Here is a 23,954-nt window from a genome sequence, read left to right as displayed (position 1 = left end):
TTAGTTGCGTTTATAAGCAACTAATTTAGTAAACTTAGACGTGCCGGAGAAAATTCCGAAGGAATTTTCCAAATAATCACTTGCCACAGCAATTAATTATACACTGTGTTGGCATTAGTTTTTCTTTAATTTTTTTAAGCGACCTATTGAATATTGGTCGTTTTGTGAAGCGGCCCTTTCATACCATTCAATAGCTATAGTTACATCTTGACTAACTCCTTGTCCATTTTCATACATGTAAGCAATACTCACTTGAGCAGTTACAAAACCTAATTGAGCAGATTTTTCATAGTTATCAGCTGCTTTTTTGTAATCCACTTTTACACCTTCCCCATTATAGTAGAGATTGCCAAATTCAAAAAGCCCATAAACATTATTCTTTTCTGCTGCTCGACTTAAATATTGAAATGCCAAATCAAAATTCTTTTCAACGCCTAATCCTTGTCTGTATATTCTACCTACGTTAGTTATAGCGGTTGACTCATTTTGATTTGCTGCTAGTTTAAAGTAATACAAGGCTTTATTAAAGTCTTGCTCGACTTTTTTGCCTAGTAGAAAGAGAGTCCCAAGATTATTCTGAGCTAGGCTATGGCCTAATTCAGCAGATTTTTCATACCAAAAAATTGCACTATCAATATCAATTTTAGTTCCATACCCATTCTCAAAACAGTCTGCAAGATTCGACATTCCATAAGGGTCACCAAGATTTGAAGCCTGCCTGAACAAAACTATTGCCTTTTGATAATCTTTGATGACATGGTAACCATTCTTGTACATATCACCAACATTGTTTTTAGCCCTTGCGTGTCCCATTTTAGCTGACTGACCATAGTAGTTAAAGGCTGTCTCATAATTCTGTTTTACAGTTAAGCCTTTAGAGTAACAGTATCCCAAGTTGTTTAGTATAGTGTCACTTTTTGGTTCAGTTTTTTCCCATTCCTTAACCAATTGACTAATCTCTGATTCAGATTTGTTTGTCCAGTCAGTTTGTGCTAGTGCATTAAAGCACAAGATAAGTGGAATTATATAGGTTGAAATTTTTATTAGTTTATTCATTTTCTCAATTAATGCCAACGGTTCGTGTAAGGTAAGTACGGGTTAGTGTGCGGGGATTTTCCGTAGGAAAATCCGAAGCAAGCTAACACGAACAGCCTTTAGGTTAAGCCATAAAAGTAGTATTTATTTTACACATTGTTAGCCCACGTTATTTTATTTTTCTCCGAGATGGCTTTCCAGCTCCGCAAAGTTTTGTTTTATGTACTTATCGATTTTAAGTTTTGTGAGTTACGATTTGCCGTTTGCTATATCAATCCGCCGTATGAGTTGCGTTTTGCTATGGTCAGAAAACGCTTGAGTAATCCTTTTTTAATCTTTTACACATATAGTTTTGCAGCAATGTAAATCAGTCCGTCGCAAGAGTGTCGTGTTGTGCTTTTATCCGAAATCGGTTGAGTAAGTAGGAGAGAAGCGTTGTTTTTTTACTCTTAAACCACTTTTAAGCAATTTTAGAATTTTTTTTCGAGCCGAGTGGGCATGTGGGCTAACGTTGATGTGTATTGGTTAGTTGCGTTTATAAGCAACTAATTTAGTAAACTTAAACGGACCGGAGGAAATTCCGAAGGAATTTTCCAAATAAGCACTTGCCATAGCAATTAATTATACACCGTGTTGTGTGTAGTTTTTATTTTCGCTTTTCATTAAATTCCTTTTCTGCTTTTTCTCTTGTCAATTTCATAAAATCTTCGCCATATTCTTCTTCAATTTCATAATTCATTGATTCCTCGTAGCAAGCCTGTGGATAATTAGGAACACAATTAGCTTTCATAGTTATACTATAATTCCGTTTCATAAAATCAGAATAATGCATTTCAAGTTCAGTCGCATATACTAATCCCATTATTGTGTATTCTTTAATTCCATTTTTATAATCAGTTTCCGCTTTTTTGTGCATGAAATCGCATTCAATTAAAATTGGGTCTGTCAATTCTAAAGTTGTTGGTTTTTCTTGGTTATTTTTACATCCGAAAACCAATATGGTAAAAGTCAGAATCCAGTATTTCATTCAGTTTTATTCTGTTAGTTTTGAGTATGCTAAAATTACACACAACGTTACGTGTAAGGATAGTTGCGTTGATAAGCCACTAAAATAGTAAAAATGGAACGAACCGGAGGAAAATCCTTTAGGATTTTCCGAGTAATAGAGAACCAAGCAATTATTTTTACACATTGTTATGCACAGGTCTTTATTTTTGTAATCATTACTTCCCGTGGATTCTTCCATTTAAAAACTTCGGTTGGCGTGAAATTTAATCTTTTGGCTATATCGCGGAAAGGCATATTTTCAAATGTTCCATATTCATATTTCCAATATTCAATATTTTCAAGATAATAATTTTGAGTTCCAATTGTTTTGCGATCACCATCAGTCGGCAAAATATTTATTTCTCCAATATATCTCTTCAATTCTTTAAAATCTAAGATTATATTTTCGTAAATAAATTGGCTGTATAGGTTATCCAGGAATACATTTTGAAAATTTTTAATGTCAGAAGCTTTGAGATCCGGAATTATAAGAGAAAATTTAGTTTCAGCGTTTACAATTAGCCAACACTTTTTTCGGTTGACATAGAAAACAGTCCCATTCCATTTTCCGAGTTTTGAGATCGATTCTATAGTTGGTTGGCTTACATACTTTGACACAAGTTTTTCAAGTTTTTTTGATATGTAAATTGGTGTTGTCATTCACTTGTGCATAACGGCTCTTGTATGGTGCGTTTGCATCCCGAAGGGTGCATATGCATTATACAAATTGTTATGTGCTGATTTTTTTGTAACTAAACCTAACCTTTTTAGTTAATATATTCTTTTCGAAAGTTTTTTCTTCGATTAGGTTATTTTCATTATCGTATTTATATTCAATATGCTTATTTGATTTTATAAACAATCTTTTAATTAAATTATTTTTATCATCATATTCATACGAAACTGTTAAATCTTTATTACCATTCTTAATATTATAAACTTTTGACTTATTTCCTTTCTTGTCATATTCATATTCTGATAAACGAATTAATTTACCGTTAGGATTGAAAGACTTTATTTTTGAATATTTACCGTCTTTATTGTAATAGTACTTACTACTTCTAAAATAGTCTTCGCTGTTTTTTCGTTTGTTATGAAGTTCAGTATTTAAGTTCTTTTTGTTATACGTCCGTTTTTGATGAATTAACAAAGTTCCATCTCGCTTATGTTGGAAGTTATCTGTTCTATTGCCATTCTCGTCGTATTTATATGTAAGAATAGTTGAAATTTCTCCAAATTTATAACCTGTTTGTTTTTCCATTAACCCTTTTGAATTGTGTTCAATGGTATAGCTATATCTTATTTCACCTTTTTCATTAAATCGTAAATCTTTAATATGCTTTCCGTTTTTATTATAGAAATCTTGATCAATCAAAATGCTATCATTTGTCTCTAAATTAAATTCATAAGTCAGTTTTTCACCAATCCGGTTTTTAACTCTAAGACTTTCTTCTTTTTCGGATTCGTTTTGTCCGAATAATTGGATTGAAACAAATATTATAAAAAGTATAGTAAGCTTTATTTTCATAGTTTTTTTATTTGCACATAACGTTTATGTATAAGAATAGTTACGGGTTTGTATGCGAGGATTTTCCGAAGGAAAATCAGACGTTACAAACACGCAACGACCTTTGATTAAGCACTAAACCGCAATTATTTTTATACGGTGTTGTAAAACGTTTTTATTCGTTTGTTTGTTCAGACAGAGTATTAAATTCAAATACTTTGTTTTCAATATTAACTGTTGTGAATTTTTTAAAGTCATTCACAAAAAGAGTAATATCCTGATTTCTGTCGCTTACTATTTCTAAATTATACTTTTCATTAATTATTATTTTTAAAGGTAGTTTGCTTTTTTTAATAGCGAATGATGTAAAACTTTCAAACATCGTATTTATGTTTATTAAACTATCCTTTGATTTTATAGTACTCCCAATTCCAATTCCGTCATTATTTTTAGAATTCACATAAGATTTGAAAGATATTTTCACTTTTATTGAATCAGTTAAGTTTTTAGTTTCTTTTATTGAGATACTGTCAATAGGATGTTTCGACTTAATAAACTTCAATTGAATTTTCTTGTTTTCAATCAAATATTCTCCGAACCAAATTCATTGATTATAAAATATGGTCCATCTATATGTCCTTTTATTTGATTCTTATCGTTATAATATGATAATGGTGAATCTCCTTTGTATGAAATAAAACCAAATTTTTGATTTGGCAATAAATGAATAAAAGATAAACTGTCAGATGTAAAATAGATTTTTTCTCTATTGTTTTCTTGAGAGTAAAAGTTTTTACTAATTAAAAGAATTGTCAAGAGTAAAATTGTTTTCAATTTCATAATATATGTTTATTCAAATTTATTCGTTTTGTGTTTTGAATAAAAATTCAATTTAGTAATCAATTCGTTTGAACTAGTGAAAAGGACTGTTGGTTGAGTCAAATGTTTTACAACGTTGATGTGTATCTTGGTTAGTTGCGTGTTAAGCAACTAATATAGTAAACAAAGACAAACCCGAGAAAATTCCGAAGGAATTTTCCAAATAAGCACTTGCCAAAGCAATTAATTATACACGGTGTTGTAGTGCGTTTTATTTAATATTTTTCACAATTTTATTTGTCAATTTTATAACTCCTTTTTTAGTCAGTTTTCCTTCTTTGTAAACCACTTTAATTTTTTCAGTTCCAGCGATTGCATTAAAATTATCATCACAGTCAGATGTTTTTATTGTATCTGCAACGTAAATTCGGTATTCAGAATCGATTGTCATATTTTCAACACATTCATAGCAAGGGTCAGGTCCACAATATCCAATGTTAATCGGTTTTGAGTCTATTTTTTCTCCGTTCAGTTTGTAAGTGTTCAGGATTGGAACGAAACAATCAGCTTCTCCAAGAGTGATTGTAGATATGTAGTTTCCATTGGTAGAAATTTTTCCGTAAATATGCTCATATTCAGCATCTTTGGTATATTCAGAACTTAATTTGATATCTAACTTTGGTAAATCAAGAATTTCGTCTGTACAACCATTTATTTTTATTGGAAGAGTTTTTGTCGGAAACTGGTCAATAAATGCTTGAAATTGGTCGTTGACTTGAGGAATTTCTGAAATCGGTTCTTGAAGTTCAGTTGTCAGACTTTTGTCATTTTTGTTTTCTGATTTACAGCTCGAAATCAGAACTAATGTTATTATTAATAATATTCTTTTCATCGGTTTCCTTAAATGCACTACAACGGTTTGTGTAAGGGTAGTTGCGTTGATAAGCCACTAAAATAGTAAACAAAACCGAACCGGAGGAAAAATCCGCAGGATTTTTCCGAGAAGCACAGCCCAAGCAATTACTTTTACACCTTGTTGTGTACAGTGCTTTATTTATTTTTTGCGGTTTGCTTTGCCGTTTAGAAGGTCAGTCGTTCGCAACTTTTCGTTTTGCGTTAATCAGCAGTTTTAGAGTAATATTTTTATCCGCAATAGGAGTAGAGCATAAGTCCGCGCAACAGTTGCCCACCGTTTTGTATATCCGTTTATAATCCGCTTTTTTATCCGCAAAAATCCGTTTAGTTGTGCTCCTAATTACGTTTTACTTGCGTTAGAATTTATTGGACTTAAACCACTAAAATTTAATTATTTTTATTTTTTTTCCGGCCGAGTGAGGCATTGTACACAACGTTGATGTGTATGATTAGTGGCGTGTTTAAGCACCTAATTTAGCAAATAAAAACGGAATAGAAAATCCGAGAGGATTTTCGTAAGCAAGCTAAAACCAGCCATTAATTATACACGGTGTTGTACACTGGCTTTTACGTCCAACGATTTTTAATTTCCGCTATGTGATTTTCTAATCTCTCCGAAAAACTTTCTTCATTAAACTTCTCTTTCTGTTCCAATCTCTTGATGATTTTTACACTTTGAGTCCATATTTGTATTAATTCAGATATTTTTGGTTTCAACGCTACTGCATTGTCAGGTGTAAAATGTACCGTTTTATTTCTTAAACTAAACAGGTTTGTTATTTCGTTCAGATGTACTTTATTATTATTTAAATCGTCTTTGAATATATAAATTAAGCGTTCCATTATTTTTGAAATCGAAATTCTTGCGTAGCTAAACTCATCAATGATTTTTGTTTGACTTAAAAAGAGTAGATGTCTATTTACGAGTGTCTCAATAAAAAAACCAAAGTTGTTTAAATGACCTAATATTTCAATAGAATCTATTCGGTGATTTAAGCCAAACTTATGCTTTTCTGTTTCCGCTCTGAGTTGGGCTTTTTGCCAACAAGTTGACATCAAATTCCTTGTCTCCTCAGTTAGAATATCAGGAATATCTGATTGCAAAAGTCCAACAGCGTCATTCGGTAAATCCGTTTTTTCAATTATCTCTCTATCTTCTTTTGACGGCTCAATTGCGTCTAGTTCTTTAGAGAATATGATTGATGCAAATTCGTATTTTAAAGCTGTGTGTAAATAATGAAATGATTCTTGAAGAAAGAATGTTGCACCAAATTCTAACTTTGAATAAGTATCTATTTCGTGTTTACTGTTCATTTTTTTTGCTTGTGTACAACGTTATTGTGTAAGGAACGTTGCGTGTTTGAGTGCGAGGATTTTCCGAAGGAAAATCAGAAGCTAGCAAACAAAGCAACGACCAAACGATTGAACTAAAATAAGCAATGTTTTTTACACGGTGTTGTGTGTAGTGTTTATTTCAGTTACTTTTCTTTATTACATTATATGGCAAAAGTTCGACAATTACTTTTCCGTTCTCATCTTTTTTAATAATTTTTTCAGGCTTGTTTTCTCCGTTTGTCAAAATTCTCGCTTTATAAAACAATTCCGGATTTCCATTTAAGAAACCATTTCCAAATTCCGATAAATCAGATTTCGCTTTTTCCAAACTCTTTTTTAATTCACTCTTTTTTGGAAAGTCATATCCATTATGATTTTTATTCGGTTCGGACATTCTTTGAATATCAGAAATCGAAATGGAATCCCATTCTGATTCAAAAAAGTCATCGCAATTTCCTTTTCCCAGTATTATATCATAATTGTATGGATAATCAGTTGGGAAATCAGATGCAGTTATTTTTATATACTGCTCTTCTTTTCTCCAAATAATATTCGTAAAGTACGTTTCAATTTTTTTACTATGTAATTGAAATCCGTTTTTCTCTACAAATGTTCCAATTATTTCCAATGCAGTGTTTGAGAACAAAATATGCTTTCTCGAAGGTTTAGAATTATCGGTATTTTTCAAAAAGTCAAATATTCCCATAATATTGGTTTACATTACACACAACGTTTATGTATAAGATTAGTGGCGTGTTTAAGCACCTAATTTAGCAAATAAACACTAGATAGAAAATCCGCGAGGATTTTCGTAAGTAGGCGAGAACTAGCCATTAATTTTATACGGTGTTGTAGCACGTATTTATTTTTCTTATCCAACTTTTTTTGTTTTCAATAATTTCATTTGGTAATTCATCGATTTCGTTTTGTTCAATTTTTCCTAAACAAGAAGCAAGTATAGTTTCAGTTCCGCTAATTTTTAGAATTTCATTTCGGTCAGGTCTTCCATATTCCAATATTATAAAGGATGACCATATTCCGACACGATATTGATATTCCATTATAAATCGTGCAAAATTTTGAATTCCAAGCTCTTCCATTAACTCTTTTCCAAGTGCAACTATTCCTTTATATTCTTCAGTATCTGTTTTGTTAAAATCGAAAGGATGAATTTCCATAAAATACAGATTTTTACATCCAAAAAGAAAGTCAGTTGTCCTTGAGTTCGCCATTTTTTAAATATGCTATAAACAGTTTTGTTATATTTATCTATATTTTTTTATTAGTAAAAAATTCCTTTCGCAATCAATGTCAGATTGATAGTAATCCATTTTGAAATTGTCGTGAGTAAATTTCAATCTCCAGTCAACTGCGCCAAAATACACAAACGAAATAAATAAAGACCAAACTAAAATTAACAAGCCAAAAATTCCAATTATTTTCTTTATAAGTTTTCCTTTAATCTTGTCCAAGAGCAAAACAATTCCCCCAATTATTATTGTCCAAAATATTAGATTTCCTAAAAATCCGAATAGATAAATTTCTCCGAGACATAGAAAAGACCCAAGTTGTGTCAGTTTCTTGTATAAATGGAAATCCGTAAAATTTAGGTCCACGTTCGGGATAATCACAAACATATTCAAAAATCAGACATTCATCTGTAACAAATCCGAGTGCTGTTATTATCGTGAATATGAGTTTTTTCATATGTGCTACAACGGTCTCGGCTATGGTTAGTACGGGAATTAAAATCACTAAATTTCCGATTAAGCACTTAGCCAAAGCTTTTTATTTTGTTTTTATCTTTTCATTTTAAAAGCCAAATCAAAAGATTTGGCGGACTTTATAAATGTGCACAGACTTCGGGTTAAGTACTAAAACCCGTATTAATTATAGCCATTGTTATGTGCTGGCTTTTCTACTTTCAATTTATCAAAATATTCATTCATTTTATCCCAAACGGCATAGTATTCTAATTCTTTCGCTCGTTCATCATTTCCCATATCTGTATTAATTACTATGTATCTGCCTGTTTTTTTCTCTTTGTCAAAATACATCCAAGTTCCTACTCCTGCATCTCCTCCTGAATGTCCTATGTAGCCCAATGCACTATGTCCAATGAATAGGGCAGGACTATAATCTCCATTATAGGGATTCCCAGCATTTCGTGATTCAAAGTTTTGTTCTTCTAATTGTTCTGTGAAGAGTTCTTTGTAGCTGTCTGTTGAAAGTAATGTACCTTCTCCTGAATAACCTTTAACTAATTCAGCTAGGTATTTAGCCATATCGCTACTTGAAGAAATCAACATTCCATCGGGATAAGTTATAGCTGTATAAAAGGGTAAAAGCGTATTATCATTTCTATATAATCTCGAATGCTTTTTTATATCCACATCCTCAAGTGACCAACCTGAAGAATTCATACCTAAAGGCCTTAAGATATGTTCTTCGGTAAATGAATCAAATGCTTGACCTGTCGCTTTTTCGATAACCAAAGCACATAGTGTAGCACCTATGTTTGAATAGTTATACCGTTCTCCTGGTTTGAAGTTTATGTAATTATCATCTTGATAATATGCACCATTAAACTCCAAATATCCTTTTAAATATTTTTCCATTGGAATATCAAGTTCATTTGGGTTTAATCTTTGAGCTGGATAATCTTTGCTTACCTTTGTCAAGTCTTGGTTTTTTGTAAGAATCCAAGCTCGATTCATATATTGGTCCGTATCATTAATACCGTAAGTATGTGTCGCTAATTGTCTTATGGTAATCGTTTCATTCGGATAATTTGGGTTTATCACTTTAAAAGGCAAATAGTCCTGAATAGGGTCGTCTAAATCTAGTTTCCCCATTTCTTTAGCTTTCATTAAAGCAATACCAATTAGGGTTTTAGAAACCGAAGCAATATGCTGTATGGTGTTTTCAGTATACTTCTCTTTTGTCTCAAGATTAGCTAATCCAAAGCCTTTTTCATAGAGTACTCCGTTTTGGTCGACCATTGCAACTGCAAATCCATTTATTTGTCCATTTTTTTGAATAGAATCTAATTCCGCTGTTAAAGAATCCATTACGATTTGCTTTTCACTTATTGGATTGTCGGTGTTTTTTTTACTTTGATTACACGATGAAAAAGAAATTACTATGATTAATATTAAAGCTAATTTTCTCATTTGTTCTTTTGGTTTCCTTTAAGGATTAAAAAATTGGATTATTGTTACACTTTTGTTTTTTCAGCTTGCACATAACGTGTTTGTATATGGTTTGTTGCGTGGTTTAAGCACCTAATTTAGCAAATAAAAACCGAATAGAAAATCCGCGAGGATTTTCGTAAGTAGGCTAGAACTAGCAATAAATTATATACGGTGTTAGCCACCGTTTTTTATTTTTATTAGTTCGAGTATTACTCCGCTTTTCTGTAATTCAGAAACTTTGTCTTTAACTTTTTGGTCAGAAAGATTTTCATCAGTCCAAAAGTAAGTTGGTATTTTTCTTATTTTCAATTTTAGCGAATTAGAAGTCAGATTTTCAATTCCGTAATCAAAGACCATATCTAAATCGACCATAACTAATTTTTGTCCATCGATACGATAAGAAACAGAAGAGAAAAATTCCGATTTATTTGTCTCATAAACTCTATGTTTTCCATTTTCTAAAAATTCGAATATTGTATTCAAATAAAGTTTTTTTCCGTTCGATATTATTTGAAAAGGTTCGACATTTGAGTTAATTACTTTCCATTTTCCAACAATCGGACTTTCTATCTTTTTATTACTATTCAGTTCGGTCAATTCTGAGTTTCCATCATATTTATCTTGAATAACATAAATTCCGATTAGAACAAATCCAATAGCAAAAACTACTAGAAATGCGAAAATGATAATTAATATGTCTTTAGTTTTTCTCAAATGGTGGCTAACGGTTTTATGTATGGCTTGTTGCGGAAAATCAGCTATGATTTTCCGACGTAACCGAAAGATAGCAAATTGCAATGAATTCCGATTAGGAATTCAGCCGCAATGAGCTATACACGTTGTTGTACACAGTTATTTTATTCAGTTTCTTTTATAGATTTCAGCGTGTATTTATCATATGCCATTAAGTCAAAGACTTTTGATTCGCCAGTAATCAGCCACTTTTTATAAATCAATTTTCCATTCAGATAAACATAAAGTTCATTGTCCTTAGTTTTTTCCTTAAACACCATTTTCAGTAAAAGTTTTATTGAAATCACGAACTCTTTTCGGTTCAGCTCCATTTTCTCTTTCATATTCAGCCCAAAGCATTACGTCTCTTGGGTCAGTTCCGCTAAAATCAGGTTCTTTTCAAAGTTTTCAATTCCGTTTTGAGTTAGATAAACTATACAGCGAATAATTCGGTCAGAATTCAGGTAATCGTATTCAGTTAGATATTCCGCTAAAATTTTATTCGCTAATATTAAGTCCGAGTCAAATCGGATTTTCATTTCGTCAGTAATATCTTTTGGTAATTCTCTCAATTTTTATTTTCAGCGAAATGCTTGTTTTTAATTGTGTACAACGGTTTCGTATAACCGTCAGTTACGGGTTAATATGTGTTAATTTTTGGTTAAGAACTGGCGTTAGCAATTCCGAGTGGATTCGGACGTAGTCGAATCCGCCGTAATTGTGGTTATACATTGTTGTGCATAGTTATTTTTCCAGTTTACTTTCAAATTTTTCAAGCGTAATTTCTTTCCGCCACCAAGAGTATTCTCCGTATGCAATTTTCTTGTCGTAATCCACTTCTAAATAATCGGTATGGCAAGAAAATAGGTCATAATCATTTTTTTGTTCAGGTTTCGAGTCGTATTCGATTTTCGATGGTGCAATTAAATAATATTTTCCAACTTTAAACTCCTCAATATATGGTCGACATAAGATTCCGTTATCTCCCCAAATTTTTATTCGTTTTCGAGATTCCGAACCTTTATATTTTTTAATTATTTCAACCGTTATCGAATAAGGAAATTTTTCATTTCCGTGTTCCAAATAATCCGTGTATTCAATGACTTTAATAAGTGCCACGAATTCCTGATTATCAGAAACTGCTCCGAATCTACAATCCCAATTACATTCGCAAGAACACGCGAAAGATTTCATTGAAATCAGCAGTATAAAAATTATTAGAATTCGTTTTTTCATAATTATGCACAACGGTCTCGTATAAACGTCAGTTACGGGTTAAATTAGCGATTATTTTCGGTTTGGCACTGACGTTAGGAATTCCGAGTGGATTCGGACGTAGTCGAATCCGCCGTAATTGCGGTTATACATTGTTAGCCACTGGCTTTTTTAAATTCTTTTTCAGTCGTTTTATATTCCGTTCGTTTTCATTAAAAACCGATATGCACGACCTCATTTCCGGGTCACAAATACTATTAACCAACAAGTAATTTTCAAATCGTAGAATTGTCATTGTTAATCCCCAATTCCAGCCGTGAACCATTGTAAAATTTCGCAAAACTTTTGGTGTTATTTGTCAAATTCCAACTTTCTTTTTCCGCTATTTCCAACATTTTCTCTTTAAATTCAGTTTCGTTAAGAGAAATGTCAATTCGCACAAAATTCAGTCGTCTTTTCTTAATTATAAAGACTATTAAAGCTAATGAAAACCAAACGATAATAGAAGTTATGATTTCCTTTTCAGTCCGAATTCCGTTATAATTTTCAGAATTTAGCCAATAAAGGTTCATAATTCCAACACTCAATAGAATTAGTCCAAGAAAATAATGCCAAAATAATTGCCAATTTGATAGCAACAAAGTTTTAGTCTTATCCATCTTTTTGATTGAAGTACTGGTCATTTTTAAGCTTGTGGCTAACGTGTTCGTGTAAGGCTTGTTGCGATATGTTTTGCTAAAGTTAAATAAAAAAGGGTTAACAATTTATAGTCATTAATGTTTCAGATGAAAAATGCTGAAGCAATAAGCTTTACACGTTGTTAGGCACTGGCTTTATTCATTCAAAATGTTCAATTCCTTTTGAAATTACAATCCTAATTAATTCATCTAAACTGATCTTTTTTATATTCTCAAAGAAACTTATTACTTTATTCAATTTAGGTTTTGGTAATTCTTTACTGTTTTCCGAGATAACTCTCTATTGTGGTGTAGAGTTCTTGGAATGAGAATAAAATATTGTCTTGCACTAATTCAACAATTTTCACATCAATAACATCTTTATTTTCTACTTTAAAAAATAGAACAGAAGGAAGTTTCGCTTTCTTTTTAATTTCAAAAGCTCCTAAAAATATTTTATTGAAAGAGCTAATTAAACGTTTATCTTCACTATTTATATAGAAAATTGATAAGTCAAAACCTGAAAGCCTATCCAATTTTGCAAAACCACCTTGTGTTTTTAATATTTTTCTAATTTGCTTATCGTGAAAATCGTAAAGTATGAAAGCGAATGATTTCGCTCTTCCATTCTTTAAATGACTTTCACAAATCTCTAAAAAGCGTTTAAGAAAGTATTCATAATTATATCCAATTCCTTCTCCACTTTGTTGTTCAAATATTGGATTCATATTATAATTTATTCAAGGTTTAGTTTATTCTGATTCTCTGTTTTAGATTTATGCTCAAGTACCTTGTCAATAACGTAACTACTTTGGTCGACTAAATACGTTTGTAAACTTTCATCGTAATTACGAGTTCGGACAAAATCACTTTTAAAGCGTCACCTTTTCTGAATGCTTCATTGTTAAGTCGGTTAATAAAATCTGTATCTTTAATTGAAGCTTTTATTGGATAACCTCTAAAAATAAATGCCCATTTTGCTTGTCCTTCGAAATGGATTGTCTTAATAATTAAAATTGCCTCATCAGATAATATATCAGATTCAGGAATAGATTCTATTTCAGAAACAGAAAGGTTTTCTATAACATTATTAAATTCAGATTTCGGGATACTAATAATTTCTCTTTCTTTATTTTCAATTTTTAAATCTGTGATATTATCGTCGTTATTTACGATAATGAATGTTTGTTGAATTTTTTGTTGAGCTCCGTAATTTTGATAAATATTGTAAACTATTTTTGGAACATCAGTATTCTGAATTTGCTTTTGCTCTAATATGCTTTTTATTTCCTCCAAATCTTTTTTACCTCCAACATTTGCAGAATAGATCGCAATTAGTCCTAACAAGACACCAACACTTAAATCTCCAATTTTATCTAAAATTAAGTCTTTGTATTTTGACTTTATCTTTATTTTAAAGCTTCCATTTTCAGGTGGAGAAACTTCAATTACTAAATCATCTGATTTGTAACCTAATTCCGTATTTATTAAGTATAGTAAGTTTTTATACTCATCTAGAAAGTCAGTCAAAGTTTCTACTTTGATATTTCCGTCTCCTCCAAATTTAATGGTTAGTTGGTTATTTTCTGTCATTCTTTTTTAGCTTGTGCCTAACGTTACGTGTAAGGATAGTTGCGTGATTAAGCCACTAAAATAGTAAAAATGGAACGAACCGCAGGAAAATCCGCAGGATTTTCCGAGTAAGAGTGGACCAAGCAATTATATTTACACATTGTTAGCAAATCGTTTTTTGTTCATTAAGCGACTAAATTCAGTCCGCAATTTTTACATTCAGTTTCATTCGTTAAAATTCCGCTATTGCAAGCAGGACATTTGTCTGTCACTTTTATAATTTCTTGATTATATTCTTTTTGTAATTCGTCTAATAATTCAACATCTTTTTCCTCAATTAGATTAAGGATCCGTTTTCCAAAAGGTCGGTACCAAGATTTTAATTCAGCCCAATATATTTTGTGTTTATTCTTGTTTTGAGAAAATCCAATTATTTTATATTCAGACTTTGTAGAGAATATATTATCAAATGTCAATCCTTTTTCCTGATTAAAAATATTTCTTTGTTTTTCCTCCTTATTAAGAGCTTTATATTCAATAAATAAACATTCTTTCTTGTTCAGGAAATCAATAATTTCAGATGTCTTTATTTTTGGTTTAAAAAACAATGGATTTAGAAAATATTTTACAGTCAGATACCAAATAGATAAAACAATTAAGATAGCAATTATTATTAAAAATATCGAATTTCCCATTCAGTTCTGAAATGTTTGCTAACGTGATTGTATAAGATTAGTTGCGTTGTTTAAGCAACTAATTTAGCAAATACAAACCAAATAGAAAATCCGTCAGGATTTTCGTAAGTAGGCTTGCACTAGCAATTAATTTTATACGGTGTTGTAAGCCGTTTTTATTCTTTTATTGTTGCAAATTTGTCAATGTTATTCTCGATTAAATCTGCGACTTGTTTGTAAAGCTTTTTCTTAAATTCTTTGTCGTAATAATAATCTTCAATTTTTTCAGTCGATTTTAATTCTTTATATCCATCAGCAAACGAATTCCATCTTTTTTCCCAATCTTTGGATTCATCGTTAAAAACTGCTTTAAGTTCGCTGATTTTTGTCGATTTTCCAGTTAATTCTTTCAGTACATTTTCATAGTCAGTATTCAATTCGGTCATTTTTAGTTCGTCCCAAGTTTCTGCAACTGCAACAATAAATTCAGGTCTGTTGAAAATAAATTGATAAACTCCGCCATTGTCAGTATCTCCGTTAAATGATAGAAATGCCCAAAATATTTTTTGTTCACGAGTTAATTTATTCCACAATTCATTGTAGTCCTCAATTCCACTTTTAGCAACTGTCTCGTCAAAGAATTTATACATATATTCCCACATTCTGTTGTCATATTCATCAAATTCATTCCAGTCATATTTTGTTTTTGTCGAATCAAGCCATTTCTGAGAAATTTCCATTGATATAATCAGTTCATTTTGGTTTCCATCATTTAATGAGTAGAAATTAACTGGTTTAGGGTTTTCAGATGTTGATTCTGTGGGGTTTTCTTTTTTCTTGTTTAAGTAAAAAAACATAAGTCCGATTGCTATAATTATTCCGATTATTATTTTCATTGGCGTTTTTCTCAAATGGCTTACAACGTCTCGGCTATGGTTAGTGCGGGATTAAAAGGAACTGCCCTTTTGATTAAGCACTTAGCCAAAACTTTTTATTTTGTTTTATCTTTTTTATTTTAAAGCCAAATCAAAAGATTTGGCGGACTTTGTTAAAAGCTCTACACTTTGGGTTAAGCACCAAAACCCGTATTAACTATAGCCATTGTTAACTGCTGGCTATTCTTCTTTTTTTCAGGTAATTCAAGTATTGATTCTCCACTAGTCTCGATAAATTCAATATTGCTCGAACTCTTTTGTATTGATGTAACTAAATCAATTTGTGCTTGTTGCGTTTCAGAGATTTCATCTTCCTTTTTAGGTTTTGGTAAAGGTTCTACTCTAATTTCTACGTTAAAACCATTATCGATTCTGTTTGCTAATTTGTTAAGTGCAAATACGACTCCATTTTCAAGCTCGTTTTTTCTAGCAGTATCGCCATTATTATAATGTTCTTCCAATACTTCTTTAGCAATCTTTTTAATTTCCGTTTCCATCATTCCGTTGGCGTAAGTGTCAACCCCTTTAGTTTTAGCTATCGGAACTCCTTTTTCACTTAGTTGATTTCTTAAGACCTTTATTTCCAAAATTTGCTTATAATGGTTCAAAATCCTTTCAGTTGCTTTAGATAAAACATCAGCTACCTGAAGTCCGATTACTACGTAAAGAAGAAAATCACTAGAAGAAATTGTTTTGATTTTATATTCTTGTTTTTCTCCCTCTACAGCTTCTGATATATGATTTAGAATAAATGTAAGTTCCGAAACTTCTTTTTTGAAAGAAGAAAGTTTATTATCTATGAATTCTCTTGGGATAGTATATCCAAGTTCGCATTCTCCTGGTTCAAGTTCTTCTTCCTCTATTCCAAGTTCTTTGAATCCTGCAAGAGTGTTTGTAACGGCAGTTTGAAATAATTTAAACTCAGCATTAATTGCTTTTATGTCTTCAAGAGCTTTAGCAGGAGTAATTGTATTCTGAGATAATATTTGTTCTAATTTTGTCTTCAATGGATTACCGAGTAGGTCATCTGCTGTTATTTCATCAATTACCTGTTTCCAACTAGGAGAGAAACCATTGTACTTTGAATTCTCAAGAGCTTTGTATAAATTTTCGAGAGCCTTAACAAAATTTGTTTGATGAGTAGGTTGTTGTGGTTGGTTTATTTGGTTTTGCAAATGAGTTTCAATCTGCTGAATCAAAGTTGCTTGATTCGTTTTGGTTAATTCTTGTTGTATATCCAACAATATTCTATGTAATCTTTCTACGTTCATATTTTGTGCTTGCAGTTAACGTTAAGTGTAAGGATAGTTGCGTGATTAAGCCTCTAAAATAGTAAATATTAACGAACCGGAGGAAAATCCGCTAGGATTTTCCGAGTAAGATAGAACCAAGCAATTATTTTTACACACTGTTGTGTACAGTGCTTTATATTTTTTATTCCATTTATCACACCGAGTGGTATCCGTTGTCAATATTGCTTTTTGCTTTAAACAGCACTTTTAGAGTCATGTTTTTATACGTAATAGGAGCAGAGCGGTAGTCCGTTACAGTCGCGCATTTAAGTTGTCAGAAAGCGATTGAGTGGTAGAACCGTTGCGCATTGCTCCGTTTTGCTATTTAATCCGTTTACAAACCGTTATTTTACGTAATAATTACGTGTTAATTTTTTTGATAAAAATTAATGCTTTAGAGTATTAGTTTTAGCGAATATGGTTTTTTTTTGGAGCCGAGTGAGCCATTGTACACAACGTTTACGTATAAGATTAGTGGCGCGTTTAAGGAACTAATTTAGTAAACAAATACTTGCCAGCGGAAAATTCCGCAGGAATTTTCCAAGTAGGCTAGAACCAGCCATTAATTTTATACTTTGTTAGGCAACGTTATTATTCCGTACTGTTCTTTTTTATTAAATCTAATACGAAATTCATTTGTACGTCCTTTTGGTTCAAATAATCCTCAAAAGTTTGCTTTACTTCAAAGTCAGGAATAATTCCTCTGTTATATAGTTGATTTTCTTTTTTCGGAACATCTTGTTCCAAATTTACGATAGAAAATGAGGTTGAAATTTTAGATTTTGGAAGAATATAAGTAAAAGGTGTATGTCCATTGTGTCCATAATATCCACCCATTGTTTCCTCTCCAATTACAGTTGTATTACTATTTCCAGCTACCATTGAAGCAAATAAACTTCCTGCTGAAGCAATTCTTGGGCTTATAAGAAGATATATTTTTCCTTTAAATGCTTGCTTGTTAGGTGTTCTTACTTTATGGTCTTCGCTTAAAGGACCTTGATAAAAGCGATTTTCTTTTTCTATATAAAATTCTTTTTGAAACCATTTGTTAAATTTGCCAACGCCTAAAAACCTCAAAAATGACGGCACTTTACTCTCTATATATTTTAAATGTGGTATTTTTTTAAAACTTATCCAAGCTTGCTTATTCTCTGAAAAATTTCGGTCGGTCAAATAAGAGTATGTTACTAAATCATTTGGGTCAGTTCCGCCACCATTGTAGCGTACATCTACAATTAAATTTTTTATTTCATTTTGTTTTATAGTTGTAAAAATACTATCTAAAAATGAAACATATTTTAGATGTCTTTGGTCTTCTTCGTTTCCCATTCCAAAGTCATTAATGGTTAAAATTCCGGTAGACTTGTCAATTGATTTATAACTGTAGATTTCATTATCGTTCCAATCTTTATAATTTACTTCATCGTATGGTTTTGAAAATCTGTTTTTTGCATTTGCATAATAGTTTTTATAATCAATGCTTTTTACGGTTATTTCGTCTGTTTCATCTGACTTGTTTTCTTTATATTTTACCGAAAATGTTTCTGTTATACCATATTGTAAACGATAATATTTACTAAAACTGTAATTTAAACCTATTCGCTTTCCTGTTTTATTTATTCCGTCCGTAGTATAGTATTTGTAGAGATTTTTTACAATATTCTCAATTTTTTCATTGTTTATTGATATGATTTCAGAACCTAAAGGAATTTTTCCTTTTTCAAAATTAATAATCCATTTTCCATCAATCCATTTTATTGGATATGGAAAATAACCTTTTTTTTCAGTTCTTAAAGATTCATTTAATTTTTCAGGTATAGATGTATCGTTATGTAGACTACCTTCAAAATCTGTTAGCTGTAAAATGATATTATAAAAATCACGATAAGTAGAAGATTTATCAATTTGGTTATCTGCCCAATTATAAATGCTATCGATTTCTTGACTTGTACGATATTTGTATAATCCGAATTTGTTGTTACTCTTATTTTTTTTAACACTTCTAAATCTTTTCGCATCTTTTTCTGTGAAAAAGGGTCATCTATGGATTGTGCAAAAATTACATTTGATATAATACAAAAGAGAAGAGAGAAATATGATATTTTTTTCATTTGGGTTTGAAATTTTTCCAAATGTAATGAGGAAATAATATTGGCACTTGTATAATGTTGGCAATTATAATTTTTGAATAATGCTTTGTTGGTAATTTTTAGGTGAAATTCCAACAAAACGTTTGAACGTTTTGGAAAAATGTGCCAAGTCTGTAAAATTGTATTGATACGCTATTGCTGTAAGTTCTGTTTGCTGATTAATTAACTTTTTGCTTGAAAATACTTTTTTCATCAATATGTAATTAATTGGTGACATCCCTGTTGATGTTTTGAATTTTTTAGCAAATCCAAATTTATTAATGTTCGCAATTTTTGATAGTTCGTTTAGACTAAATTTGTCGTAAATATGAGTTTCAATGTAGTTGTTAATTTGCTTGAAACTATTTAAATTTAATTCAGAATATTCATTTTCGTTTTCTTGAGAGTAGGATTTTAACTTGCTAATAAATTGTCGTAAATAAAATTCGATATTTTCAGTTTCCTGTTTGTCAATAGCATTTTTAAGTTTCACAAATAAATTGTTAGCATTTTTACTCTTTATGTTTCTATTAATAAATTTGATGTTTTTCCCATTTAATATATTTTTCATTAATTGATTTGGAATGTAAATAGTATCAAATTTCAATTGATTTTTTTTGTCAAATAAAGGATTAGAATGTATTTCGTAGGGATTAGTTATTGATATAGTACCAGCTTCACTAAAAAGGCTTTGATTTTCAAAATCAATTTGTTCAATTCCTTTATGTATTAGTGAAATACAAAACGTTTCGTGAAAGTGTTTCGGAAATTCCGTTGTTTGGTTTTCTATAGTTATATATTCTAAATCATCTAAAATCATTCTTGTTTTCTCGATGTTTTTTTAATGTTGCCTAACGTGATTGTATAAGATTAGTTGCGTGTTCAAGCACCTAGTTTAGCAAATACAAACTGAATAGAAAATCCGAAAGGATTTTCGTAAGCAAGCTTGAACTAGCAATTAATTTTATACGTTGTTGGCAACTGGCTTTATTTTAATTGTTCGCAATAATTTTTATTCACAACTCTGTCTCTCATTTTAGCTTTGTCATTAAAGTTCCTAGAGATATTCCGAACTATATCACTATAATTATCTATATGTTCTGCTTTTTGATGGTAAAATAGTTTAATTGAAGCACAATTTTCGTGTTCAAAAATGGTGTTAAGAAGTGTTCTGTCTGAAATACCACAAGAATGTCCAAAAATAAAAATCTGAAAATTCCCACTATTAATATATTCCAAAAGCTTTTTATAGTTGTCTGTCTCTAGATAATTAATTGACTTTATGTGTTCAAGATAGCTATTGTCGTTTAATTTTTCTATTGACTTATAATCATCATCAATTTCATCTCCGAATCCGAAAATCACAGGATTATTGTCGTGTCTATCTGTAGTTCCGTGTATATGAATTGATTTTACAGAAGAATATTTATCCTCATTATATTGGTCAAATTCTCTTGGGTTGTTATATGATTTGTCGGTGAAAGTGTAATTAAAATTTAGGAATATTGTTTCGTCTCGGAATTAAGTCAAAATAATTAGTTGCAGAATCTGATTGCAGAAGTTTTTTAATTTCTGATAATGGTTTTTTTGAGTCAATTCTTTGAATCAATCTTCTTTTGCTTTCGCTTAACTCGTCCATTGTTATTTGCTTTTCAGCAAGAGCTTCTAAATCTTTTTTTATTAGATTGTATTCTAATTCCGCTTTTTGGTTTAAAGATGATTCTGAAAAGTCTTTTAGTTTAAAAGGATGATAAATTTTATAACCAATTATTCTTTTTGTATTTAAATATTCTTTTCCTAAATCATTATTAAAGTTAGTCTCAATTTCTTTGAGATACTCAACTAATTTATTTTTTACATTATTAAAGTCAGAATTTAGTTGTGTTACACTATAGCTTCCTGCTTTTCTAGAATTTTTTAATAAAGTGTAGTATTCATTTTCAATATCCACCCAATTATGGATACTAGAATTATCTGTAATAATTTGAAAAAATTTATTTTTAAAAATTAGCTTTATATTTTGCCTTTTTAAAGTTTCGCTAAAGTCTTTATAATTAGTTGCAGTAATTTGACCATAACCTCTTTGTTTTACAATTATTTCTTCATTTTCATATTCAGTATTTATTGCTAATTCAAGAACTTCTTTGATACATTTTTCCCAATAACTGTCTATGAAATGTCTGTAGCTGGTTTTCATTCCGTGAGCTAAATCAAATCCATTTCCAATTAATATTATTCTGTTCATTTTATTGTTTGTTCGGATGTTTTTTCAGCTTGTTGCCAACGTTTGGGCTATGGTTTCGTTGCGTGAAAATCCGCGAGGATTTTCCGCCGTAAACCGAATATAGCACATTTGCGAGGACTTTCCGAGAGGAAAGTCAGAAGCAATGAACTATAGCCGGTGTTGTAAACAGTTGTTTTATTCATTTTATAATTCCGATTACCGGAATTTATACCATTTTTTCTGTTCAGTTGTCGGTTCAGTCAATTCAGGTGGAATAGTTTTCGAGCCTTCTATTAGTCCATAAACCGCTGTATTAAATCCAGATTCAACTTCCAAGTCGTTTTGACATTGTTGGATTATGAAAGCTGTCGACATTGCGCAAGCTACAGACATTTCCTTTTCGGTCAACTTGTGCTTTTTCATTATTTCATTTGCTTTGGCTTGGGTCAAGTTCAGGGATTGTAAAAAGTCAAGTTCAGTTTTTTGGATTTCAGCTGATTTTATTTTTTTATTGTCAACAGTTACTCCCATATTCGCCAAGACAGCTCCAATCACATTAATCAGTTCAGGTCCTTGCTCATTCGCTTCTTGAGAAAGAACTGCTGTTCCAGGTTTTGCATCATCAATATTCAGTCCGAATGATTTGAATAAAAATGAACCTGATAATCTTGATGAAGTTGCGATTGCGGTCGCAGAATGTACTTCCCTATTTTTTCCAATCGCACTTGCAATTAGGTCAACTATTTCCCCTGTTACTTTATTCTGATTTTGGCTTATTTCCATTTATTGGGTTTGTTTGGGCAATTGTTTACAACGGTTTGTGTAAGGGTAGTTGCGTTGATAAGCCACTAAAATAGTAAACAAAACCGAACCGGAGGAAAAATCCGCAGGATTTTTCCGAGAAGCACAGCCCAAGCAATTACTTTTACACCTTGTTGTGTACAGTGCTTTATTTATTTTTTGCGATTTGCTTTGCCGTTTAGAAGGTCAGTCGTTCGCAACGTTGCGTTTTGCGTTAATCAGCAGTTTTAGAGGACTATTTTTATCCGCAATAGGAGTAGAGCATAAGTCCGCGCAACAGTTGCACACCGATTTGTATATCCTTTTATAATCCGCTTTTTTATCCATAAAAACACGTTTAGTTGCGCACCTAATTACGTTTTACTTGGGTTAGAATTTATTGGACTTAAACCACTAAAATTTAATTATTTTGATTTTTTTTTCCGGCCGAGTGAGCCATTGTACACAACGTTGTTGTGTATCTTGGTTAGTTGCGTTTATAAGCAACTAATTTAGTAAACTTAAACGTGTCAGAGAAAATTCCGTAGGAATTTTCCGGATAAGCACTTGCCATAGCAATTAATTATACACCGTGTTGGCGTTAGTTTTTTACGTAAATTCCAAATCCAAATATTCTCATAATTAAGATAGCAATAAAAAACAAACCAATTAAAACAAATGTTTGTCTTACTTTCAGAATTGAGAAAGCATTGAGTAATAAAATAATTCCTCCAAATATGAATATTACTTTATAACGCAAACTGTACATTTTATTATCAGTTTTAAAATTCTCTAAACTTATATATTTCTTACCATTATGTTCGAGGGAATAAATTGGAATTCGCTCTAATTTGTCCGTGAAGTCATAACTGTTTTTATCAACCCTAATTTTAATTACATCATTTTTTTTTAAATTCATAAAATCTTTAAAATTATTAGAAATTTTAATCCCTCTCTCAATAACAAATTCAGCATTATTTTTTTTAGTCCAAAACTTGTAACCATAAAGACCTCTCGTCCCAGTGATAGGCTTTATTTTAGTGCTTAAAACTACATTTATTTGTTGTAGTTTGTTTTCGTTAACGTCAGCATTTTTAATAAATCCGAATAGTAGAAATAATAATCCTAAAATCAGAAAAGGAATATTTAAGTCAGATTTTAACTTTTTAAATTTATTTTTTTTCTTCTTATTCTTTTTCCCCATTTATGATTTTCAAATTAATGCCAACGTGATTGTATATGGTTTGTTGCGTGTTTCAAGCAACTAATTTAGTAAATAATAACCGACCAAGAAAGTCCGCGAGGACTTTCGTAAGTAGGCGAGAAGCCAGCAATAAATTATATACGGTGTTACCTGCAGTTTTTTATTTTTCTTGTTTCCAAATGTTAGTTATAAACTCTATTGAATTTGGATTAAATATGCTTGCTGTTCCATTTGGAATTTCTCCGGTTTCTTTATATCTATCCTCGTGTTCTTTTGATCTGAAATTATACGCTGAATAATCGAAATTCTGTTTTAGATTATTCTCTCTTATTATTCTCCAAACTTCGTTACGAGTACATTCAGGACAAATTTCTTTAACTTTGTCAGCGACTTGTATCGATGTTAAAGGGTAACGTTTAATTAAATTTTCTTTAACCTTACGAACGACATCTACTTGGTCAATTGGTGTTATGTCTCCAACTAATTGAAGAGTTTTCGCTCCTTTTTTCTCAGTAAATTCTCCTTCTTTAATGAATGTTAATTTCTTCGCTAATCGTTCATCTATTACCATTAATTGATTATTTCCTTTTTCAATTAATGCTTTTTCTGTGTCTAATATTGCAGCATTTTGTGGTCCTGCTTTTCCGATTTTAGTTACTAAATCCATC

Annotated in this window: 27 protein-coding genes; all 27 read right to left on the bottom strand. The window is 31.0% G+C overall.

The genetic code is table 11. The annotated features are described in order from the left end of the window. Positions 1–114: 114 nt before the first annotated feature. The 27 genes from N7U66_RS05395 to N7U66_RS05265 all read right to left on the bottom strand — a co-directional run bounded on the left by N7U66_RS05395 (position 115) and on the right by N7U66_RS05265 (position 23,953). A complete protein-coding gene (locus N7U66_RS05395) occupies positions 115–1,074 on the bottom strand; it encodes an SEL1-like repeat protein (RefSeq protein ID WP_267677591.1) in 960 nt (319 codons plus the stop codon). A 607-nt stretch (positions 1,075–1,681) separates the two neighbouring features. Next, a complete protein-coding gene (locus N7U66_RS05390) occupies positions 1,682–2,062 on the bottom strand; it encodes a hypothetical protein (protein ID WP_267677498.1) in 381 nt (126 codons plus the stop codon). Between the two features lie 167 nt (positions 2,063–2,229). Continuing rightward, positions 2,230–2,742, bottom strand: a complete 513-nt coding sequence (locus N7U66_RS05385) for a DUF6933 domain-containing protein (RefSeq protein WP_267676752.1) — start codon at positions 2,740–2,742, stop codon at positions 2,230–2,232. A gap of 70 nt (positions 2,743–2,812) precedes the next feature. Then, on the bottom strand, positions 2,813–3,610 hold the full coding sequence (locus N7U66_RS05380; protein ID WP_267677644.1) for a hypothetical protein: 798 nt from the start codon (positions 3,608–3,610) through the stop codon (positions 2,813–2,815). A 154-nt stretch (positions 3,611–3,764) separates the two neighbouring features. Further along, on the bottom strand, positions 3,765–4,151 hold the full coding sequence (locus N7U66_RS05375) for a hypothetical protein (RefSeq protein ID WP_267677643.1): 387 nt from the start codon (positions 4,149–4,151) through the stop codon (positions 3,765–3,767). A gap of 528 nt (positions 4,152–4,679) precedes the next feature. Beyond that, complete coding sequence (locus tag N7U66_RS05370; RefSeq protein ID WP_267677642.1) at positions 4,680–5,300, bottom strand: hypothetical protein; 621 nt, start codon at positions 5,298–5,300, stop codon at positions 4,680–4,682. 590 nt (positions 5,301–5,890) lie between these two features. Then, the gene (locus N7U66_RS05365) at positions 5,891–6,637 is read right to left on the bottom strand and encodes a hypothetical protein (protein WP_267677641.1); all 747 of its coding nucleotides are present in this window, start codon (positions 6,635–6,637) and stop codon (positions 5,891–5,893) included. 160 nt (positions 6,638–6,797) lie between these two features. Continuing rightward, positions 6,798–7,364, bottom strand: coding sequence for a PHD finger domain-containing protein (locus tag N7U66_RS05360; protein ID WP_267677640.1), 567 nt, complete (start codon positions 7,362–7,364; stop codon positions 6,798–6,800). A gap of 133 nt (positions 7,365–7,497) precedes the next feature. Continuing rightward, the gene (locus tag N7U66_RS05355; RefSeq protein ID WP_267677639.1) at positions 7,498–7,836 is read right to left on the bottom strand and encodes a hypothetical protein; all 339 of its coding nucleotides are present in this window, start codon (positions 7,834–7,836) and stop codon (positions 7,498–7,500) included. A 280-nt stretch (positions 7,837–8,116) separates the two neighbouring features. Next, positions 8,117–8,440: a hypothetical protein gene (locus tag N7U66_RS05350; protein WP_267677638.1), complete on the bottom strand. Its 324-nt coding sequence runs from the start codon at positions 8,438–8,440 to the stop codon at positions 8,117–8,119. Positions 8,441–8,544: 104 nt separating this feature from the next. Then, complete coding sequence (locus tag N7U66_RS05345; protein WP_267677637.1) at positions 8,545–9,729, bottom strand: serine hydrolase domain-containing protein; 1,185 nt, start codon at positions 9,727–9,729, stop codon at positions 8,545–8,547. 297 nt (positions 9,730–10,026) lie between these two features. After that, positions 10,027–10,566 carry a hypothetical protein gene (locus tag N7U66_RS05340; protein ID WP_267677509.1) on the bottom strand — a complete coding sequence of 180 codons (540 nt, stop codon included), beginning with the start codon at positions 10,564–10,566 and terminating at the stop codon, positions 10,027–10,029. A 143-nt stretch (positions 10,567–10,709) separates the two neighbouring features. Continuing rightward, positions 10,710–10,916 (bottom strand): hypothetical protein, encoded by a 207-nt coding sequence (locus N7U66_RS05335; RefSeq protein WP_267677636.1) that lies wholly within the window; start codon positions 10,914–10,916, stop codon positions 10,710–10,712. 412 nt (positions 10,917–11,328) lie between these two features. After that, the gene (locus N7U66_RS05330) at positions 11,329–11,778 is read right to left on the bottom strand and encodes a hypothetical protein (RefSeq protein WP_267677635.1); all 450 of its coding nucleotides are present in this window, start codon (positions 11,776–11,778) and stop codon (positions 11,329–11,331) included. Positions 11,779–12,074: 296 nt separating this feature from the next. Continuing rightward, the gene (locus N7U66_RS05325; protein ID WP_267677634.1) at positions 12,075–12,458 is read right to left on the bottom strand and encodes a hypothetical protein; all 384 of its coding nucleotides are present in this window, start codon (positions 12,456–12,458) and stop codon (positions 12,075–12,077) included. Positions 12,459–12,754: 296 nt separating this feature from the next. Next, positions 12,755–13,204 carry a hypothetical protein gene (locus N7U66_RS05320; RefSeq protein WP_267677633.1) on the bottom strand — a complete coding sequence of 150 codons (450 nt, stop codon included), beginning with the start codon at positions 13,202–13,204 and terminating at the stop codon, positions 12,755–12,757. Between the two features lie 91 nt (positions 13,205–13,295). Next, entirely contained in the window at positions 13,296–14,069 is a 774-nt protein-coding gene (locus N7U66_RS05315; protein ID WP_267677632.1) for a hypothetical protein, read from the bottom strand. A 164-nt stretch (positions 14,070–14,233) separates the two neighbouring features. Beyond that, positions 14,234–14,743: a hypothetical protein gene (locus N7U66_RS05310; protein ID WP_267677505.1), complete on the bottom strand. Its 510-nt coding sequence runs from the start codon at positions 14,741–14,743 to the stop codon at positions 14,234–14,236. Between the two features lie 155 nt (positions 14,744–14,898). Next, positions 14,899–15,618 carry a DMP19 family protein gene (locus N7U66_RS05305; protein ID WP_267677631.1) on the bottom strand — a complete coding sequence of 240 codons (720 nt, stop codon included), beginning with the start codon at positions 15,616–15,618 and terminating at the stop codon, positions 14,899–14,901. Between the two features lie 173 nt (positions 15,619–15,791). After that, positions 15,792–16,928 (bottom strand): hypothetical protein, encoded by a 1,137-nt coding sequence (locus N7U66_RS05300; RefSeq protein WP_267677630.1) that lies wholly within the window; start codon positions 16,926–16,928, stop codon positions 15,792–15,794. A 612-nt stretch (positions 16,929–17,540) separates the two neighbouring features. Continuing rightward, on the bottom strand, positions 17,541–18,278 hold the full coding sequence (locus N7U66_RS05295; protein ID WP_267677629.1) for a S41 family peptidase: 738 nt from the start codon (positions 18,276–18,278) through the stop codon (positions 17,541–17,543). Positions 18,279–19,124: 846 nt separating this feature from the next. Further along, positions 19,125–19,898 (bottom strand): AraC family transcriptional regulator, encoded by a 774-nt coding sequence (locus N7U66_RS05290; protein WP_267677628.1) that lies wholly within the window; start codon positions 19,896–19,898, stop codon positions 19,125–19,127. Positions 19,899–20,065: 167 nt separating this feature from the next. Then, a complete protein-coding gene (locus N7U66_RS05285; RefSeq protein ID WP_267678480.1) occupies positions 20,066–20,584 on the bottom strand; it encodes an AbiH family protein in 519 nt (172 codons plus the stop codon). Beyond that, entirely contained in the window at positions 20,568–21,323 is a 756-nt protein-coding gene (locus N7U66_RS05280) for an AbiH family protein (protein ID WP_267677627.1), read from the bottom strand. Before N7U66_RS05280 ends, N7U66_RS05285 begins: the two co-directional genes overlap by 17 nt. Before the next feature lie 195 nt (positions 21,324–21,518). Continuing rightward, complete coding sequence (locus N7U66_RS05275) at positions 21,519–22,085, bottom strand: hypothetical protein (protein ID WP_267676736.1); 567 nt, start codon at positions 22,083–22,085, stop codon at positions 21,519–21,521. Between the two features lie 598 nt (positions 22,086–22,683). Further along, entirely contained in the window at positions 22,684–23,286 is a 603-nt protein-coding gene (locus N7U66_RS05270; RefSeq protein WP_267677626.1) for a hypothetical protein, read from the bottom strand. A gap of 160 nt (positions 23,287–23,446) precedes the next feature. After that, positions 23,447–23,953, bottom strand: a complete 507-nt coding sequence (locus N7U66_RS05265; protein ID WP_267676758.1) for a hypothetical protein — start codon at positions 23,951–23,953, stop codon at positions 23,447–23,449. Position 23,954 lies beyond the last annotated feature (1 nt).

Origin of the sequence: Lacinutrix neustonica, assembly GCF_026625145.1 — a bacterium.
Classification (GTDB): Bacteria; Bacteroidota; Bacteroidia; order Flavobacteriales; family Flavobacteriaceae; genus Lacinutrix; species Lacinutrix neustonica.
The sequence above is the reverse complement of the archived record's forward strand: the minus strand, read 5'-3'. Positions and strand labels throughout refer to the sequence as shown.